Origin of the sequence: Paenibacillus sp. FSL L8-0644 (assembly GCF_038008165.1) — a bacterium.
Taxonomy (GTDB): domain Bacteria; phylum Bacillota; class Bacilli; order Paenibacillales; family Paenibacillaceae; genus Paenibacillus; species Paenibacillus polymyxa_D.
This window is the reverse complement of sequence record NZ_JBBOYN010000001.1, coordinates 4377406-4395688: the sequence shown is the minus strand read 5'-3', so window position 1 is coordinate 4395688 and position 18283 is coordinate 4377406. Positions and strand designations below refer to the sequence as shown.

The window sequence follows — 18283 nt, the reverse complement described above, 5'->3', positions numbered from 1 at the left end:
TTTATACGATATCATTTCATAAAAGCTTCTCTTAGCCTTTGGGCTGCGGGAAGCTTTTTATGCTTTTTCTACGTTTTCTTACAAAATTGTCATCTGGGAATTCATCGTTTATGGCTTTGGATATGGTAGGATCAGGAATATAAAAACCTAACTGAAAGGAGTAATGACCAGCTAATATGGACAGAGGAAGTTTGGATAAAAAGTTTTCATTTAAAAAGAAAAATGTTGAAGAGAATGAAGGGTCGCGAAAAAAACAGACGGTTTTACGAACCAACCTACTGTTTTTTGGTGCTTTTGTGCTGTTTGCCCTGATCATTACCAGACTAGCTGTATTGCAGTTTGTACAATCGGAGGAGCTGAAAGGGCAGCAGCAATCCGTAAATACGAAAAATGTCCCGTTAGCCCCGAGTCGCGGCACGATTTATGACTCTACAGGTACGGTTAAGCTGGCGTATTCGACTTCAGTACAGTCCTTGTATGTAACTTTATCTAAGGATTATAGCAAACGTACGGAGAAAGATCGCAAGCCGGGGGAAAAGCTGCTCCCTGAGCTCGATGCTTTTGCTACCAGACTTGCTGCCAAATTAAACGAACTGGGGCATACCGAAGGGGAGCAGCTTAATGCAGAGAAAATAAAAAAGCGACTGGACCCGGACTATAATCAATATAGGGGATTTACCCCGCGATTGGTCAAATCCGACTTGAGTCGGGAGGAAATCGCTTATTTTCTGGAACATCGGACAGAGTTCCCTGGTGTAGAGGTTGTAGAAGAAAGTGTACGCCATTATGACCCGGATCGGGTGGCGGTACAAACGATTGGATATATGTACAAGTTCAAAGGAGCTCGAACGAACCGGCCCAAATATAAAGAGCTCTATGAAGCGAATTCAGAGGTTTTAAAACCGGCACAGGTTTATTCGGAAAGTGAAACGGTCGGATATGATGGCTTGGAGCTTCAGTACCAGGACGAGCTGAGAGGGAAAAACGGATATAAAACGGTAGAGGTCAATCCTCGCAGCATGCCGGAGGGCATTGAATCCATTACTCCTCCTGAAAAAGGACATCATTTATATTCCACCATCAACAAGGAAATTCAGCAGAAAACCGAACAGGCCATTATGGATCAGCTTCGCTGGCTTCATACTCATGCCGTATCGGGGAAGCTTCATCAAGACGCAACCACTGGCTTCGCTGTAGCGATGGAGGTAGAGACCGGAAATATCGTGGCAATGGCCAGTATGCCGGATTATGACTCTAATGTATGGAAAAGTGGGAGTACCCCACCTTCGGTATATGACGAAATTCAGCATAAAATGGGAAACGGAACCATTAAATCCGTCCCTAGCGGTAAAGCAGGTCCACATCCAGAATCCTCGGTACTTCTGGGTTCAACCATTAAACCACTGACCGTGCTGATCGGGTTGAAGGAAAACTTTTTTTCTCCCGGACAAACTTATCTGGATACGGGAAGTGCGTACTACGGCAAAAATCGCTCCAGCCGGGTTGGGAACTCTAGCGGACATGTGTATGGTTCTTTGACACCTAGCAGGGCAATTGAGGTCTCGTCAAATACGTTTATGGTGGATATGATCGGCAAGCCGCTATATGGCAAATACGGAAGTAATGCAGGGGTGCATCAGGGAATTGACGTATGGGACAAGTATATGAAGGAATTTGGATTAGGCGTACCGACTGAAGTTGATCTGCCGGGCGAGTGGGCAGGCAGACTCGAGTATACGAGCAAAAAGGAAAGTGCGTTGACACGTTTGGTACAGGCATCCTTTGGTCAGCAGGGAAAGTATACAGCCATGCAACTAGCCCAGTATACGACTGTACTGGCAACAAAGGGCAAGCGTATGCAACCTCATTTGGTCAGCAAAATTGTAGATGATCAGGGGAATCTTGTACGTGAATTTAAGCCGAAGGTGCTGAATGAGGTCGCTTTTTCAGATACGCACTGGAATACAGTGATTCGAGGTATGGCTACGGATGTTAAAGCCTTTAATGGATTTCCTTATGATTATGCCCGTAAAACGGGGACTTCCGAGCAGGTGGTGGGACGTACGGTTAAAGATAACGGGGTGTTCATCGCTTTTGCTCCACGTCAAAATCCGAAGCTGGCAGTAGCGGTCATCATTCCTGAAGGGGGCTTTGGTGCGACGAGCGCGGGACCGGTTGCGCGTAAAATATTTGATGCGTATGACGAAGTATATGGGCTAGATGGTACTCCTAAAAAGCCTCTGGCAGCAAAGTGAGGACTTGAATTTTTTTGTGGGCTTCTCTTTTTCATGGTAAAATGTCGTTGGACATAAGGGACATACAGGAGGAAGAGACACTATGGGAGAGAACCAATATAAATACAAACTGCTTGCGCTCGACATGGATGGAACTTTACTGAATGATAATCATGAAATTTCCTTGGAAACGATTAACTGGATTAACAAGGCGATACAGGAAGGGATCCATGTATGCTTGTCCACCGGACGTGCAGCGATGCATGCTCTGCCTTACGGTCAGCAACTCGGCCTGGAGACGCCAATGGTAACCGTAAACGGCAGTGAGGTGTGGAAATCACCCCACGAGTTGTGGCGTCGTTATTTACTTGATAAGGAGCTCGTTCGTAAGATGCACCAGATTGCTGTAGAAACAGGCTCCTGGTTCTGGGCTTACTCAACGGAGGAATTATATAACAGAGATCGTTGGCCGAATACATTGGACACACAGGAATGGCTTAAATTCGGTTATAATACGGAAAATGACGAAATTCGCCACCAAATTTTGCTGAAGCTTCAGGACATGGGTGGACTTGAAATCTCCAATTCTTCAATGACGAATCTGGAAATTAACCCAGCTGGTATATCCAAGGCCAGTGGAATCGCTGAAGTGTGCGACCTGCTTGGCATTACTCTGGAGCAGGTGGTTGCCGTTGGCGACAGTCTGAATGACCTGGCTGTGATTCAAGCGGTTGGACTGGGCGTAGCAATGGGGAATGCTCAGGATACAGTAAAAGAAGCCGCTGATGTGGTCGTGGCTTCGAACAATGACGACGGCATTGTAGAAGTGATCCGCGATTATGTGCTTGTGTAATAAAACGAATGATGCAGCAAGCAGAATAAATGGACGAGAAGGAGGAGGCCCATGGACATTGTAGGCTGGATTGTTGTCATTGTGCTGTTCATTGTGGGCATGGCGGGGGCGGTATATCCCGTATTGCCGGGGGCGCTCGCCATCTATTTTGCGTTTTTTGTGTACGGCTGGTTTTTCTCGTTTGCTTCATATAATAAATTGTTCTGGATCATTCAGACGCTAATCGTCGTTGCCCTTTTTATCGCGGATTACGCTGTGAATGCCTGGGGAGTCAAACGATTTGGTGGCTCGCGCCTGTCAGCGATACTGAGTACTATCGGGATTATTATTGGCCCCTTTGTTATTCCGGCATTTGGCCTGATTTTGGGACCATTTATTGGCGCTGTGCTAGGTGAGCTGATAAGCAAAGCCCCGCTGGACCGAGCTATTAAAGTGGGCTTTGGCTCTGTGTTAGGCCTTTTTACCAGCACCGTGATGAAAGTGATTTTGCAGCTTGCCATGATTATTGTATTCTTAATTTGGGTGTTATAACCCGAGATTCATTTTCGTTTATTATGATTTGCAGAGACAGAATCGACATGCGGCTCCGCACCGGTGATGGCTCAGGCCATGACAGTTTGTGCGGGGCTTTTGCATGCGTGTGAACAGCAAGAAAGAAGGGAACGCATTTTGTCCAATAAAGAAACATTCCTTAAAGGTACGCTTATTTTAGCCGCTGCCGCCTTGGTGGCCAGAGTGCTTGGTCTGGTACAGCGTGTTCCACTGGAGCATCTGCTCGGTTCCGTCGGGAACGCCTCGTTTACCATTGCGAACAACGCTTACTTGATGCTGCTCACGGTGGCTACGGCCGGCATTCCAAGCACATTGAGCAAAATGGTTTCAGAACGTTATGCACTGGACCGACCTTCGGAAGCGCGACGTGTGTATCATGCGGCTTTGATATTCGCGGCTGCGGCAGGCATTATCATTACAGCGCTGCTGTATTTTGGAGCGCCTTATTTTGCCGAGCATGTAGCAGGGGTTCCGCAATCCGCTTTGGCCATTCAGGCTTTGGCGCCAGCATTACTGCTGTTCCCTGCCATTGCTATGATGCGTGGATACTTCCAAGGGCGCGGTAATATGACCGCAGGCGGTATTTCACAAATTGTGGAGCAGGTTGCACGGGTAGCGACCGCTATTATACTCGCTTTTATTATTTTGAAGCTGGGTTATGGAGATCGCGAGGTTGCAGCTGGGGCCTCCTTTGGGGGTGTCATGGGAAGTCTTGGCGCTCTGGCGGTCATGTTGTACTACACGGTAAAATTGCGTCGTCAGGATCGACAGGATCGTCAAGATCAATTCCAAGAGGAAAGCTCCGCGCTACCGATGATGCGCATTTACAAAGATATTTTCAAGCTTTCCATTCCAATTGTATTGTCGTCTCTGACGGTTCCGGCGGTCAACTTTATTGATACGTCGATTGTGGTGAGACTGCTATCTGGTCAAGTGGGATTGGATCAGGCGACTACTCAGTTGGGTTATCTAGGCTCTCGGGCACAGAGTGTGGCGGGAATTCCGCCGATTTTGGCCATTGCGCTCAGTCAATCGCTTATTCCGATCATTTCAGCGGCATTTGCCCGTAAGGATGAGCAGCATTTACAAAATCAGATGACGCTGGCTTTGCGTATCTCTATTTTGACTGGAATGCCGATTGTGCTGGCTTTATGTGTGACCGCTTATTCTATTAATGGTTTACTGTTCAGCTCGCTTGGAGGCAGTGGTATCATCGCTGTTCTGACACTCGGAACGATATTCCAGATTACGATGATGACTTCTAATTCAATACTGATCGGTATGGGCAAGCCGCGTATTTCAATGGTTAATGTCATGGTCGGTATCGTCGTTAAGTTTGCAGCGAGCTGGCTGCTGGCTGGTTGGCTTGGGATTTACGGGATCATTGCCGCAACCGGATTATGTTTCCTCGTGATCACATTGCTGAATTTGCGTGTGCTTAAAGGGATCGTCTCCTTTTCCATCATGGGCCGTCGCTGGGCAGGGTTCTTAACCGCAGTCGTCGTCTCGGGAGCTGTCGGATACGGTGTAAATGAAGCCTGTATTCTGCTGGTGCATCTGATGCCTGCGCGTGTGGCCTTCTTGATCGCGTGCTGTATTGCCGGGGCAGCTGTACTGGTATGCTACTTGGTGTTGCTGGTTGTATTGCGCGTATTGCGCAGGGACGAGCTGGGCAACTACCCACGTATGTTGCAAAAGGTACTACGTCCGTTAATGCGCCTACAGCGTGAGTCCACAGGACAGTGAGGCTAAAAGAGCTCTCCAGTCTTTCAGTGGAAAGGTTGCAAGCTGTTATGGGCAACGTGGGCCATTGCTGTTTTTTGTATGCCATGGCGATGCTCGTGGCGCATGGCAAATAACAGCGGTCGCCTTGGTTCGCTGAGATGCCCAAGTGTGGAGCCGTCCTGAAACCAGTCATACCGGGGGATTGGATCATAAGTTGTATCGGACCAGACGGCGTTCAGCTCCGGGCTGTACAGACGTTGTCCTGGCGGTAGCCATTCATGTGCTAAAAGCGTTGCACTTTCATCTGGAGAGTGCAACGCTTTTTGTTCATTCGGGGTGAATAGTCCAGGCCAATAGTCGCTGCGTGAACCCGTATGCGGCACACTGTTAGCGAATGCTGATGCCTGGTCCAGCACCTGCTGATGGCCGAAGAGCATAGCATAGAGACTTTTGCCAAAGCCGATCCGCTCGTCCAAATGGCCGAAACGCTCCATCACTAGTCCAGCAAGCCCACCGTTTAGCCCAAGTGGAAATATAACCTGATTAAGCTGGAGCCAGTCATGCAAATAAAAGCCCGGCTTGTGTGTCACAAATTTTTGAAAATACGGATCTTTTACCACACGTCCTTCAATATAGTTTTGTTCATTAATGATGAGCGCCACAGTCAACAGAGAGCTATCACGCCATGCCCAGAAACGTTCCCAAAAGGGCTTCATGAATGGCGAAACGTGAAAATAAGGCAACAAATGAAAGCAACTCCGACCTAAATGACGGCTGTGCATGTAAAGTTGCAACTGCGGATAAGCGTCTTGAAAAATAAGGGCGTTACAGCGCTCCAGTAGCCGATACAGCCATTCCTTTTCCTGTTCGCCGAACAGCTTGCCAATCAGCCCCCCTTTCAGATCGGTCATATGATAGCCGCCATTACGAGAAACCAGGTGGGCCAGTAATGCCCAGTGTAACTCCGGGTAGCCACGATAGCATTCAAGGTAAGCGGCAGTGCGGGTGACGTTGCTGCGATTCTCCTGTGCTGTATCATTCTTGATCCGCTCCAGCAGCTCACAGTCTGTTTCGCATAAGGGCATATTCAGAGAAGAGGGACGCGTAGCGGGTCCGTTCACCAACATTAACGCTTCAGCTTCATTCATAGCGGCCTGTGCCGTATGATAATCCCACGCTAGTTCACGCAAGGGGTAGCGTAATTTGCGGGATTCGGTCCAGGCTGCCCGTTTGCCTTCCCAAGCTTCCTCAGCAACACGGGGAACGGAACCCAGTAACTTTAGCCCTCCCTGAAGCTGTCGAGATGCCGTATGGAGCCATTCGGTAAGAGACATGACTAAATAACCTCCTTTCCAACTGCAAGCATCCCCGTATCCTGCCAAGTAAGTTGGGTATGCTGTTAGGATGTCGTCGTTTATGTGGTGGATTCTTAAGTATATCTTTAGTATGCCTCAATGAGAGGGCTTCCAATCGGCATGTGAGCAGAATGGGGGAGTGTGCAAAAGCTTCACTTGGCGTTACAATAGAAAGTGCAATCTTTTCAGTATAAAAAGAATTTAAGGAGGAATCATCCATGCAAAAAATCGTCTCTCATGAAGACTTTAATAAGGCAATATCCACTCCGGGCGTAACGGTGGCTGTATTTAAGGCGGACTGGTGTGGGGATTGTCATTTCATTGATCCGTTCATGCCTGATGTGGAACAACAATATGCAGATAAGCTTACATTAATTGAGATTGATGTAGAACAGGCCGAAAGCGTCAGTCAAGAGCAGAATGTATTGGGGATTCCTAGCTTTATCGCTTACAGTGAAGGGCGAGAACTGGTACGTCTGGTGAACAGACTGCGCAAATCCCGCGAGGAGATTGAGCAATTTTTGGATCGGGCTGTTGAAGTCCATACGAGCTTGGCAAAATAATGAATGCTGTACATGCATACATGAAGGTTCCAAATTGAATTTTAAACATCAAGACATTCAGAAAGCCGCTTCCTTTCAAGGGGGCGGCTTTCTCACGAACACGTTCACATTTTGTCAACAAAGCTCGTATGTCAAGGAACGATATATCAGTTATAATTACTATAAGTGATCATTTCACAACATATAAAGTGAATAAATATTATATTTGGAAGGATACGGGTGAATTTGAATAACAAAATTAGAATATTAAAATGGCTGGCACTCGTAACATGTATTGTCATGTTTTTGGCTACCTTCGGTGGAGGTGTTGTGACGCGGACGGATTCGGGTCTGGGCTGTGGCCGGGAATTCCCGCTATGCAATGGTAAGCTGGTTCCGGCACATACGATCGCATCCCTTATTGAGTTCTCTCACCGCTCCGTCAGTGCCATGGCCGGGATTCTTTCTATCGCCTCATTTGTTGGCTTTTTGCTGTTTATGAAGCATCGAAAGGATTTACAGCTATTCTCGCTGCTCACGCTCTTGTTTGTGATCATACAAGGTGCAATGGGGGCGTTGGCTGTCATATTCTCCCAATCAGCTGCGGTCATGGGACTGCATTTTGGCTTTGCGCTTATCGCTTTTGCCAGTGCGACTATGATGACGCTGGGGGCCTGGCAGGAGCATGCGGACTCACGCCACACTCCGCGTCTGATTCCTGGGCCTGTCAGTCGGGGCTTTCGTAATTTTATATGGCTATCGACGATCTATACCTATATTGCTGTCTATTCAGGGGCGTTGCTTAGTCACTCGGTCATCCAGAAGGTTGTAAATATTGGAGGCTTCATATCTCCACTGTTGCTTCATCAGATTTCAGCCGGTCTGCTGTTCGTCATTATCTTGGCTGTGGGTCACTACGCATACCGTTATCACCCGAATCACCGGGACATCCGTATATTGGGTGTTGTATCGGTCTTGTTAATCCTGCTTCAAGTGGTGATTGGAATTATCTTGCTGTACGTCAACAGACCTGAAATCTACATGTTTATCGTGCTGGGGCATATGCTGGTGATTGCATCGTTGTTCTCCATCTTGGCTTATCTGAGCTATCGTGTATGGCAATTGTCACCGGATCGCAAGCTTGTTCCGACCCAAGCACAACGTACCTAAGCATTTCATAGATCATAGTGAAGCGGATTTTTTGCCCAAGTGGCGTTTAAACACGTATAATAGCATATAAGAAACAAACCAGGCCCACGAGTTTCTCGAGGGCTTGATTTGCTTAGGAGGAATCGTCCAGTTGATCTACCAGAATTTGCGCCAATTTATTGAAGCACTGCGTAAAGAAAATCATCTTAAAATTATAGAGGCACCTGTCGATCCTTACTTGGAGCTGGCTGAGATTCATCGAAGAGTCATTGAGGAAGAAGGGCCGGCACTGCTGTTCACGAATGTAAAAGGAACTCCGTTTCCTGTAGCCAGTAATCTGTTTGGCACGAATCGCCGTGTGGACATGGCTTTTGGCCCGCGCCCAGAGCAACTGATGGATGCGATTGTAGGAGCAACCAAAACATTGTTTCCACCTACACCCAAAGCATTGTGGAATGAACGTGGCCTGATTAAGGACATGCTAAAAGTAGGCCTAAAAACAGTATCTCATAGCGAGGCTCCTGTATTGGGAGTTCGCCGTACAGAGGCTCCGCTGGCACCACTGCCTAAAGTGACCAGTTGGCATGAGGATGGAGGACCGTTTATTACCCTTCCACTCGTGTATACCGAGAAGCCAGGTCAGCCCAAGGATCATAATCTGGGGATGTACCGCATTCAGATTTATGATGATCAGACGACGGGCATTCACTGGCAAATTCATAAAGGCGGCGGTTTCCATTATCATGAAGCGGAGCTGCGTAATGAGCCGTTGCCTACGACGATTATCATCGGTGGCCCGCCTGCTCTGATTGCGTCTGCCATTGCTCCAGCACCGGAAAACTTGCCTGAGCTGTTGCTGGCTTCGCTTATTATGGGAGGCAAGCTGCCCATGACAGAGGACCCGCTTGGGGGTCATCGGATTCCAGCAGAAGCAGAATTTGCAATCAGCGGTTATGTGCCACCTCATGAACGCCGTCCGGAAGGCCCGTTTGGCGATCATTTTGGATATTATTCATTACAGCATGATTTCCCTGTATTTCATGTCAAACATATGCATCACCGCAAGGATGCCATTTATCCGGCAACCATTGTAGGTAAGCCTCGGCAAGAAGACTACTACCTCGGTGAGTTTTTGCAACGTCTGCTGTCGCCTGCCTATCCGCTTGTGATGCCTTCCGTCAAGTCCCTGTGGGCGTATGCGGAAACGGGCGTACATGCGCTGGCAGCGGCAGTCGTACGTGAAAGCTACTCCCGTGAAGCGCTTGTATCCGGTTTTACCATTTTGGGTCAAGGTCAATTGTCATTGACCAAGTTCCTGATGCTGACAGATCGAGTCATTGATTTATCTGACTTTAACCTGCTGTTAGAAACCATTCTGGAGCGATTTAATCCAGCAAGGGATTTATTTATTTTCAATCACACGTCACACGATACACTCGATTACACAGGCCGCAAGCTGAATCATGGCAGTAAGGCGATCCTGATGGGAATAGGTGAGCCTGTACGTGAATTGCCTCGTGCTTATGAGGGAGGCGATCTGCCGGGCATTCGTGAAATTGAGCCCTATTGCGGAGGGTGCCTCGTTGTGTCCGGCTCTTCCTTTGAGCAGGAGCCTGAACTCGCTGCGCGTGTATTGGAGCGATTAGCTGCGGGTGAGCAAGAGTGGCCGCTCGTTTTCATTGTGGACGATGCCAAGGAAGTCGTTCGCTCTCAAGCCTCGTTCCTGTGGACGGTATTCACTCGCTTTAACCCGGCTACGGATATGTACGCGGACAGCGAAGTGCGTTTGCATCATCTGAACTATAAGCTGCCGATTGTAGTGGATGCGCGTATGAAGCCGGGGTATCCGGATGAGGTGTTACCGCGTGGGGATATTGTTAAGCTTGTAGATCAACGATGGACAAGTTATTTCGCTTGACGCCCTAATTAAACCTACAGCCGGATTTTATATTTATAAGGAGGCGTAAGCATGATACGCAAGCTACTGGGTGAGCCGCCGCGTGTGAACAAGGGCATCCTGCTAGATGCCATGAATAGCATGTCAGATATGTTGAACCTGCTGGAACGGCAAATTCAGGCTGGTGGAGATCCGACCCACGATTTTCGGAAGGCGGATATTTTGACACGCGGTCTAATGTCATCTCTGGATGAACTGGAGCAGAGCCATCATGCTGCCGCCTTTTTCCGTATGAAAGTGAAAGCCGGATATGCTGAAGATATGAGTGAGGATGAAAAATCCGACTATGCATTGTATGTTTTCTTTTATAAAGATGGGTTTGTGAGGGTATTTTCCATTCTGGATAAGCTGGGCAACTGGCTGAATGATCTGTATGATTTAAAAACAGGACAGTATAAGGCGCATTATTCGTATTTTACCGTGTTGCGGCAGCTCAAGTATCTCAAAATGCATCCTGTATTGACCGATAATTTATATGATATCAAGGATACATACAACGATGCGATCAATCGGCTGCGTAAGCGGCGAAATACGGAGATACACTATATGAATACAGAAATGCAGGATGATCTCTGGCAACGACACCGAGCTTTGTATGGAAAAATCCAACTGGAGGACCTTGATCACCATTTGGAAGATTTGCAGCAGGGCTTGGAAATGGTGTGTCGGTCGTTGTCAATCGCCTTTACTTATACTGCGAAACAATGGAAGAACCGGGCAGTACGCCCAAAAATATGATAGAAAATATCCTTTGACAAAGCAATGTAAACTATCTATACTGAAACCTAGTTTCAGAAAAATGCTTGAATTATGTTTTTTTATATAAACTTAACGGACAGCTAAAGCTGGAGTTTAACATATTTTTCTTATCCAGAGAGGTGGAGGGACTGGCCCGATGAAGCCCGGCAACCCGTTTTTTCCCGGTGTAATACACTGGGAGGGAACATGATGGTGCTAATTCCTACAAAACCGCTAGAGTTATAGCGATTTTGGCAGATGAGAAAAGGATCGCAAGGTGGGGCCCTTTTCATTCTGTGAAAGGGGCTCTTTTTTGTATAAATAAATAGCGATTTTATACAATCCTGAGAGATGACAACTGGTAAAAAGGGTAAGGAAGAAGTGAAGGGGGTCGCAGCACGTTGATAGAGCTTAAGCAGTTAACCAAGCATTATGGCAAAGGCAACCGACGCGTAAATGCGCTGTCTGGGTTGAATCTTTCTATAAAGCGTGGAGAAATATTCGGAGTGATTGGTCACTCCGGGGCAGGGAAAAGTACATTGATCCGCTGTATTAATTTATTGGAACGCCCTACTTCAGGTGAAGTATGGGTAGACGGGGTAAACCTCACTACTGTGAGTCAATCCCAGTTACAAATGCAGCGCCGAAAAATCGGAATGATTTTTCAGCATTTTAATTTGTTGTCTTCGGCGACGGTATATGACAATATTGCATTTCCGTTGCGGCTGGTAAACACGCCCAAGCAGAAGTTGGACCAGAAGGTCCGTGAACTGCTGGAACTGGTGGGTCTCGAAGAGCACAGTGGAAAATATCCGTCACAGCTCTCAGGTGGACAGAAACAGCGGGTAGGAATTGCGCGGGCGTTGGCTAGTGATCCTCATGTATTGCTGTGTGACGAAGCGACTTCTGCGCTTGATCCGCAGACGACGGGGTCTATCCTGAAATTGCTGCTGGATATTAATCAGCGATTTAATTTAACCATCGTGCTGATTACACATGAAATGCATGTCATTCAAAGCATCTGTGATAAAGTTGGCGTCATTCATCAGGGTGACATCGTGGAGCAAGGTCCGGTGGCGGAAGTATTTTTGAAGCCACAGCACCAGGTAACCAAGGACTTTATCCAGCGGGAGTCAGAACATCCCGAGGAGTTGCAAGCAGCGATTGCGGCAGCAGGTGAGGGCGAGTCGGCACAGGTGGTGCGTATCTCCTTTTTGGGCAGCAAAACATATGATGCGATTCTGTCGCGTACGGCTCGAAGCACTGGGGTTGATTTTGCGATCTTGCAGGGAACCATATCTACGATTAAAAATGTACCCTATGGTCAGCTAATCGTTCGTTTTGAAGGAAATCATGAGGATATAGAGCATACGCTGCGCGAAGTGTCTGGGCAAGGACTTGATGTGGAGGTGATCGGACAATGAGCGAACTTGATTTTTCACAAGTGAGTTGGGAAGAGCTAGGGAATTCTACTATGGAAACCCTTCAGATGCTCGGTGCATCCGCATTGTTCACCCTCATTATTGGTTTGCCGCTCGGCATATTATTGTTTCTGGCGAGCCGCTCCTCGTTGACTCTGATGAAGGTGATATACATTGTATTATCATTCATCGTTAACATTTTACGTTCCGTGCCATTTATCATTTTGATCGTTGCACTTATTCCTTTTACACGATCGCTGGTAGGTACCTCGACCGGGGTGTTGGGAACCATCCCACCATTGGTTATCGGGGCTGCCCCATTCTTCGCACGTCTTGTCGAAACGTCTCTGCGTGAAGTGGACAAGGGTGTCATTGAAGCCGCACAAGCAATGGGGGCCTCGACAGGACAAATTATCCGGCGTGTGCTGTTACGTGAGGCACTTCCGGGACTGCTAGCCGCATTAACCATTACCGTCGTTACACTCGTATCCTACACGGCAATGTCCGGGATGATCGGGGGCGGTGGACTGGGTACACTGGCTATCAACTACGGCTATTATCGTTATGAAACGGCTGTAATGATCGTTGCGGTCGTGCTGATGGTCGTATTGGTTCAATTGCTGCAAATGGCGGGAGACCGTCTCGTGCGGCATTATACTCGAAAATAGGGAAAACATATAGATATCCTTATTGATCAGGACGTCTGCTCCTGAATATTACAAATTATTGGAGGGGTAATAACATGAAGAAATGGGTATTGGCTGTATTAAGCTTGACATTAATTGCGGTGCTGGCTGCTTGCGGCACAAAGAGCACAACATCGGATACAAATAATGCGGCCGAAAATACAGGCGGATCACCACGTGAAGTGGAGCTGAAAGTTGGAGCTTCTCCTGTGCCGCATGCGGAAATTTTGGAAGCAATCAAACCTCAGTTGGAAAAAGAAGGGGTTCGTCTTCAAGTCGTTCAGTTTAACGACTATGTACAGCCGAACGTTCAATTGTTTGACAAGCAGTTGGATGCTAACTTCTATCAACATGTACCTTACTTGAATGTTATGAACAAAGAGCGCAAAATGAATTTGGTTTCTGTGGGCGCGGTTCACCTGGAGCCTTTCGGCATCTACTCCCAAAAATATAAAAAGCTTGATGAACTCCCAGATGGCGCAACGGTAGCCATTCCGAACGATGCAACAAACGGAGGCCGTGCATTGTTGTTGTTGGAAAAACAAGGTCTGATCAAGCTGAAAGACGCAAGCAACATTGAAGCTACGGTAAAAGATATTACTGAAAACAAGAAAAACCTGAAATTCAAGGAGCTGGAAGCGGCTATGCTGCCACGTCAGTTGCCTGAAGTGGACATTGCGTTGATCAACACGAACTACGCTCTGGAAGCTAAGCTGAACCCGACGAAGGATGCACTGGCACTGGAAGATAAAGATTCTCCATATGCTAACGTTCTGGTAGCTCGTCCTGATAATAAAGATTCTGAAGCGATTCAGAAGCTGCTTAAAGCTTTGCAATCCCCAGAAACTAAAAAATTCATTGAAGATAAATACCAAGGCGCAATTATCCCGGCATTTTAAGTAGGGAACGAGAACACATTGCACGCAAACCCCAGATTCTCTTGAACAAGAGGACTGGGGTTTCTTTTGGATAGAGTTGTAGGGGAAGCTTAAATATTTTATACTTGGGGGTGACCGTTCTCTGTGAACAGGAGGAAAATTGTTGAGAGATAAAGTCGCATTCATAACGGGTAGTGCCAAAGGTTTAGGTAAAACGACCGCTCTGCGTCTGGCGAATGAAGGCTGTAATATTGCGCTGAATTATGTGCATAGCCAAGCAGAAGCCGAAGCGCTTAAGCGGGTGATTGAGTCTAAGGGAGTACGCTGCCTGTCTTTACAAGGGGATATCACTGTTCAGAAAGATATCACGAGGCTGATTGGTGAAGTCCAGGATCGGCTAGGCGGAGTCGATATTATGGTGAACAATGCTGGACCGTTCATCCGGGAACGCCGCCTGTTTGCGGATTACAGTGTAGCTGAGATTCATACCATGATACAAGGGAATCTGGTCGGTACCATGTTGCTGGATCATTTGGTATTGCCTCACATGCGTAGCCAGCAATGGGGACGTATTATTCATTTTGGCTTTGGTCATGCTGGAGAAGCGAGGGCTTGGCCGCATCGCGCCGTCTACGCAGCCGCCAAGGTGGGGCTGGTATCTTTTACGAAGTCACTGGCTGTGGAGGAGGCTCCTTATGGCATCACGGTCAATATGATCTGTCCAGGGGATATTCGAGGAGCAAATAAGGAAATGTCAATCGCCGATGTCATCGGCATGCAGGATAAAGAGACACCGCGTGGGCGTCCGGGGAGCGGAGAGGACATTGCGCGAGTGATCGCCTATTTGTGTGAGGAGCATTCGGATTTTATAACAGGCAATATTATGGATGTATCGGGAGGATTGGACCCCATTCGGCCAACCATATAAGCTTGAGTGATCCCTCAGACGCTGTAACACAAAAAAGAGTCTTGAGCTTCGTTACCGAAGTCAAGACTCTCATGATCTTATGCATCAAGCATTAGAATACTTGTACCACTTCTTGGACGCCGTCGACTTCTTCGAGAAGAGCGCGTTCAATCCCTGCTTTCAGCGTGATTGTGGAACTTGGGCAACTGCCGCAAGCGCCTACCAGCTTCAGCTTAACGATGCCGTCTTCTACGTCAACCAGCTCAACGTCGCCGCCATCGCGTTGCAGGAACGGACGGAGCTTATCCAGTACATCTGCTACTTCATCATACATTTGAACGCTTTGTGTTTCGCTCATTAGAATTCAACTCCTTTCCTATACCTTTATTATTATATTACAAAGCGGGCCAAATTAAAATGCCCGTCATCCAAAGCAGGTGAAAAAATGTTAAGAACTATTATTGAGTTTTGCACCAGTAATATGCATTGGGGCACTGATGAAATCATGTCCAAGCTGGAACAGAATCCAGATTATGATGTGATTGAATACGGCTGCCTAAGCAATTGCGGTCAGTGTAACGCGGAACCCTATGCGATGGTCAATGGTGAGATTGTATCCGCAGATTCAGCAGAGCTTCTGTACGAAGTGATTATGAACAAAATTAAGGAAGCTGAAGCATGGGATAACCTAGACTTGGATTGAAATATAATGCTCTGTTAGCCCATACACGCAATATACAAAGAAGACCTGCTTTGGGAGCGGGTCTTCTTTGTTTGTTTAGCATGATCAGCCAAAATGGCGTTTGGACTTCCAGAGCACACCGCTTTTAAGCAGGCGTGGTACACGGCCGCGCAATGAAGTGCTGCCCATAAAGCCATAGCCGAACCCGGCCTTCTTGCCAAGTGCGCCTAATGTACCGCGCAGCTTTAAAGGATGCGGGTGAGGCGTTTGACCTTTCCATAGATCACGTACAATATGTGCGATTTGTTCCCCTTGCACCTCTGCTGCCTGAGCGCTTGGAGAGTAGGGAAGGCTCGCACAGTCTCCGACCACATATACCTCTGGATGATCTGGTATTTGGTAGTAATCGTTGAGCACGATACGACCCTGAGGGTCTTTAGGGACAGCTAAATCCTGCACGATTTTTACTGGCTGAATCCCGGCCGTCCATACCACTGCATCCGTTACAATTTGCTCGTCACGGTTATAAATAGCCCCCGGCTCAATACGAGAAACCGCAACATGGTTCAGGGCATTAACCTGATGCTCCTTGAACCAAGCATGTACATAGGCAGACAAACGTTGCGGGAATGCTGACAGCACCCGCTCGCCCCGATCCATAATGGTAATATTCAAATCCGTGCGGCTTTCACGTAACTCCGCTGCAATCTCAACACCGCTAAGACCGCCGCCTACAATATGGACATGTCCATATGGCTTGATTTCGTTCAAGCGCAGATAGGTTTGGCGGGTATGGTTAAACGACTGGATCGTACAGCTGTGTTCTTCAGCCCCCGGTGTATTGTGAAAGCGGTCGGTACAACCCAACGCAATGACAAGCTGATCATAGGGCAAGGGTTCACCGTCTTGAAAATGGACCATTTTATTCTCCAGATCCATCGAGGTGACCTCTCCGTATTTGCGAATAAGACGTTGCTCATCTGGAAAATGCACCCGCAAATCAAAATCAGAAACCGTACCTGCTGCGAGGGCATAGTACTCTGTTTTCAAGCCCTGAAAGGGCATTCGATCCACTAAAATAACTTGAACATCGTCGGGAATGTGTTTATCCAGCAATTCTTTGGCAATGGTAAGGCCGCCATAGCCGCCCCCCAGAATAACGAAATTTTTCATCAAAATCCGCCTTCCTTTCGCTACCGTGTCCCCGGCAAATGGTCTGGTGTCTCGTCGATCTAACACAAGTTTTTGTTGTTATAAAACCCGAGAATCGGGCCTGCCTGTGGCAGACAGACCAGCGTATTCCGGGGCAGCATGATGCTGCATGATGTGAGTAATGGGGATGATATGCTCGCGGGAAATCTGAATCCGATATTACATTTATTCGAAAACTTCAATTTCGTTATAGAAGGTGTCTCGTTCTACAGGTATGCGTCCTGCACCTTTGACCAGCCAGATCAGCTCTTTACGGGTCAATCCGGCAGGGGTCAACGCACCTGCGGCATGGCTGATCTGCTCGCGCACAATCGTGCCATGGACGTCTGATGCGCCAAAGGTGAGAGCGACCTGCGTCAATTGCGGGCCAATATTAATGAAGTAAGCTTTGACATGGTCGATATTGTCCAGCATCAGGCGGCTGATCGCAATGGTTTTGAGATCTTCGTAAGCGGAGTTACGACGCATAATGTTGGCGTTTTTGCTTTTCGGCTGCATGGACAGTGGAATAAATACCATAAATCCGTTCGTTTCGTCCTGCAATTCGCGAATTTGCAGCATATGTTCAATACGATCCTGATACGATTCGACCGAACCGTACAGCATAGTCGTATGAGTTTTCATGCCGAGATTGTGGGCCGTGCGATGTACTTCGAGATAGCGGTCCACGTTGGCTTTGGTAACACGCATCTTCTTGCGATATTCGTCGGACAAGATTTCTGCGCCACCACCAGTCAGGGATTGAAGTCCAGCCTTTTGCAGCTCCTCAAGCACTTCTTTAATACTCAAGCCGCTTATGCGTGTGAAAAAGTCAATTTCCGCTGCTGTGTAGGCTTTCAGTGTAACGTGGGGATATTTTTCATTCAGCGCCTTCAATGAGTCTACATAGTATTGGAAAGGCACATGATTATTATGACCACCGACGATATGAAATTCTCTTACCCCCGGATGGATGTGTTGCTCTACATAATCAATCATTTCCTGCCCGGACAACGTATAAGAGCCGTCCTCCCCCTGATCCTTGCGGAAATTGCAGAACGCGCAGCGCGCTTCGCATACATTGGTGAAGTACAGGCTCATGTTTTCGATAAAATAAACCTTTTTTCCGTTCTTGCGTAAATTAGCTTCGTTAGCCAACTGACCCAGTGTGAGGATATCGTCAGTTTCATACAAATATATACCATCTTCGAGGTTCAAACGAATCCCGTTCTGTACCTTTTCTACAATTTCCGCCATTCTGCGGTCTGTAAAAGGTGTAACTAATGTGGACATGCCTATTCCTCCTTCAAGTTGCTCTGTGCGAGGCTGTCCGCCAAATCAGCGGCACAAGCGCTTGATGCGCACAGGATGTCCCGTTCCGTCGGTAAAATCCGGCAGCGCGGATATACGATA

Annotated in this window: 17 protein-coding genes and 1 riboswitch; of the genes, 13 read left to right on the top strand and 4 right to left on the bottom strand. The window is 47.6% G+C overall.

Features of this window, described 5'->3' with window-relative positions; translation table 11 throughout:
* Window positions 1-176: 176 nt before the first annotated feature.
* The 4 genes from NSS94_RS19975 to NSS94_RS19960 all read left to right on the top strand — a co-directional run bounded on the left by NSS94_RS19975 (window position 177) and on the right by NSS94_RS19960 (window position 5385).
* A complete protein-coding gene (locus NSS94_RS19975; protein ID WP_341039980.1) occupies window positions 177-2255 on the top strand; it encodes a peptidoglycan D,D-transpeptidase FtsI family protein in 2079 nt (692 codons plus the stop codon).
* Between the two features lie 82 nt (window positions 2256-2337).
* Entirely contained in the window at window positions 2338-3087 is a 750-nt protein-coding gene (locus NSS94_RS19970) for a Cof-type HAD-IIB family hydrolase (RefSeq protein WP_029518213.1), read from the top strand.
* 51 nt (window positions 3088-3138) lie between these two features.
* Complete coding sequence (locus NSS94_RS19965) at window positions 3139-3618, top strand: DUF456 domain-containing protein (protein ID WP_318627993.1); 480 nt, start codon at window positions 3139-3141, stop codon at window positions 3616-3618.
* A 138-nt stretch (window positions 3619-3756) separates the two neighbouring features.
* A complete protein-coding gene (locus NSS94_RS19960) occupies window positions 3757-5385 on the top strand; it encodes a putative polysaccharide biosynthesis protein (RefSeq protein WP_341039979.1) in 1629 nt (542 codons plus the stop codon).
* A gap of 23 nt (window positions 5386-5408) precedes the next feature.
* Here NSS94_RS19960 and NSS94_RS19955 read toward each other — a convergent pair whose 3' ends face one another.
* Window positions 5409-6698 (bottom strand): DUF2515 family protein, encoded by a 1290-nt coding sequence (locus tag NSS94_RS19955; RefSeq protein WP_341039977.1) that lies wholly within the window; start codon window positions 6696-6698, stop codon window positions 5409-5411.
* A 239-nt stretch (window positions 6699-6937) separates the two neighbouring features.
* Between NSS94_RS19955 and NSS94_RS19950 the strand changes: the two genes are divergently transcribed.
* From NSS94_RS19950 to NSS94_RS19915, 8 genes are all read left to right on the top strand, one after another.
* On the top strand, window positions 6938-7282 hold the full coding sequence (locus NSS94_RS19950) for a thioredoxin family protein (RefSeq protein ID WP_029518216.1): 345 nt from the start codon (window positions 6938-6940) through the stop codon (window positions 7280-7282).
* Between the two features lie 219 nt (window positions 7283-7501).
* Window positions 7502-8431, top strand: coding sequence for a COX15/CtaA family protein (locus tag NSS94_RS19945; RefSeq protein ID WP_029518217.1), 930 nt, complete (start codon window positions 7502-7504; stop codon window positions 8429-8431).
* Window positions 8432-8561: 130 nt separating this feature from the next.
* Complete coding sequence (locus NSS94_RS19940) at window positions 8562-10328, top strand: UbiD family decarboxylase (RefSeq protein ID WP_341039976.1); 1767 nt, start codon at window positions 8562-8564, stop codon at window positions 10326-10328.
* Window positions 10329-10379: 51 nt separating this feature from the next.
* On the top strand, window positions 10380-11105 hold the full coding sequence (locus NSS94_RS19935) for a Cthe_2314 family HEPN domain-containing protein (protein WP_029518219.1): 726 nt from the start codon (window positions 10380-10382) through the stop codon (window positions 11103-11105).
* A 125-nt stretch (window positions 11106-11230) separates the two neighbouring features.
* Window positions 11231-11370, top strand: a riboswitch (SAM riboswitch).
* Between the two features lie 136 nt (window positions 11371-11506).
* The gene (locus NSS94_RS19930; protein ID WP_029518220.1) at window positions 11507-12529 is read left to right on the top strand and encodes a methionine ABC transporter ATP-binding protein; all 1023 of its coding nucleotides are present in this window, start codon (window positions 11507-11509) and stop codon (window positions 12527-12529) included.
* Window positions 12526-13194: a methionine ABC transporter permease gene (locus tag NSS94_RS19925; RefSeq protein WP_069012611.1), complete on the top strand. Its 669-nt coding sequence runs from the start codon at window positions 12526-12528 to the stop codon at window positions 13192-13194. Before NSS94_RS19930 ends, NSS94_RS19925 begins: the two co-directional genes overlap by 4 nt.
* Before the next feature lie 74 nt (window positions 13195-13268).
* Entirely contained in the window at window positions 13269-14111 is an 843-nt protein-coding gene (locus tag NSS94_RS19920) for a MetQ/NlpA family ABC transporter substrate-binding protein (RefSeq protein ID WP_029518221.1), read from the top strand.
* Between the two features lie 142 nt (window positions 14112-14253).
* The gene (locus NSS94_RS19915) at window positions 14254-15018 is read left to right on the top strand and encodes an SDR family oxidoreductase (RefSeq protein WP_029518222.1); all 765 of its coding nucleotides are present in this window, start codon (window positions 14254-14256) and stop codon (window positions 15016-15018) included.
* 91 nt (window positions 15019-15109) lie between these two features.
* On the opposite strand, the gene NSS94_RS19910 is transcribed toward NSS94_RS19915, so the two are convergent.
* Window positions 15110-15355 carry a NifU family protein gene (locus NSS94_RS19910; RefSeq protein WP_013311836.1) on the bottom strand — a complete coding sequence of 82 codons (246 nt, stop codon included), beginning with the start codon at window positions 15353-15355 and terminating at the stop codon, window positions 15110-15112.
* A gap of 87 nt (window positions 15356-15442) precedes the next feature.
* Here NSS94_RS19910 and NSS94_RS19905 point away from each other — a divergent pair, with 87 nt between their 5' ends.
* The gene (locus NSS94_RS19905) at window positions 15443-15700 is read left to right on the top strand and encodes a YuzB family protein (RefSeq protein WP_341039973.1); all 258 of its coding nucleotides are present in this window, start codon (window positions 15443-15445) and stop codon (window positions 15698-15700) included.
* An 84-nt stretch (window positions 15701-15784) separates the two neighbouring features.
* Here NSS94_RS19905 and NSS94_RS19900 read toward each other — a convergent pair whose 3' ends face one another.
* A complete protein-coding gene (locus tag NSS94_RS19900; RefSeq protein ID WP_029518224.1) occupies window positions 15785-16852 on the bottom strand; it encodes an NAD(P)/FAD-dependent oxidoreductase in 1068 nt (355 codons plus the stop codon).
* Window positions 16853-17056: 204 nt separating this feature from the next.
* A complete protein-coding gene (mqnE, locus tag NSS94_RS19895) occupies window positions 17057-18163 on the bottom strand; it encodes an aminofutalosine synthase MqnE (RefSeq protein WP_029518225.1) in 1107 nt (368 codons plus the stop codon).
* Window positions 18164-18283: the final 120 nt, after the last annotated feature.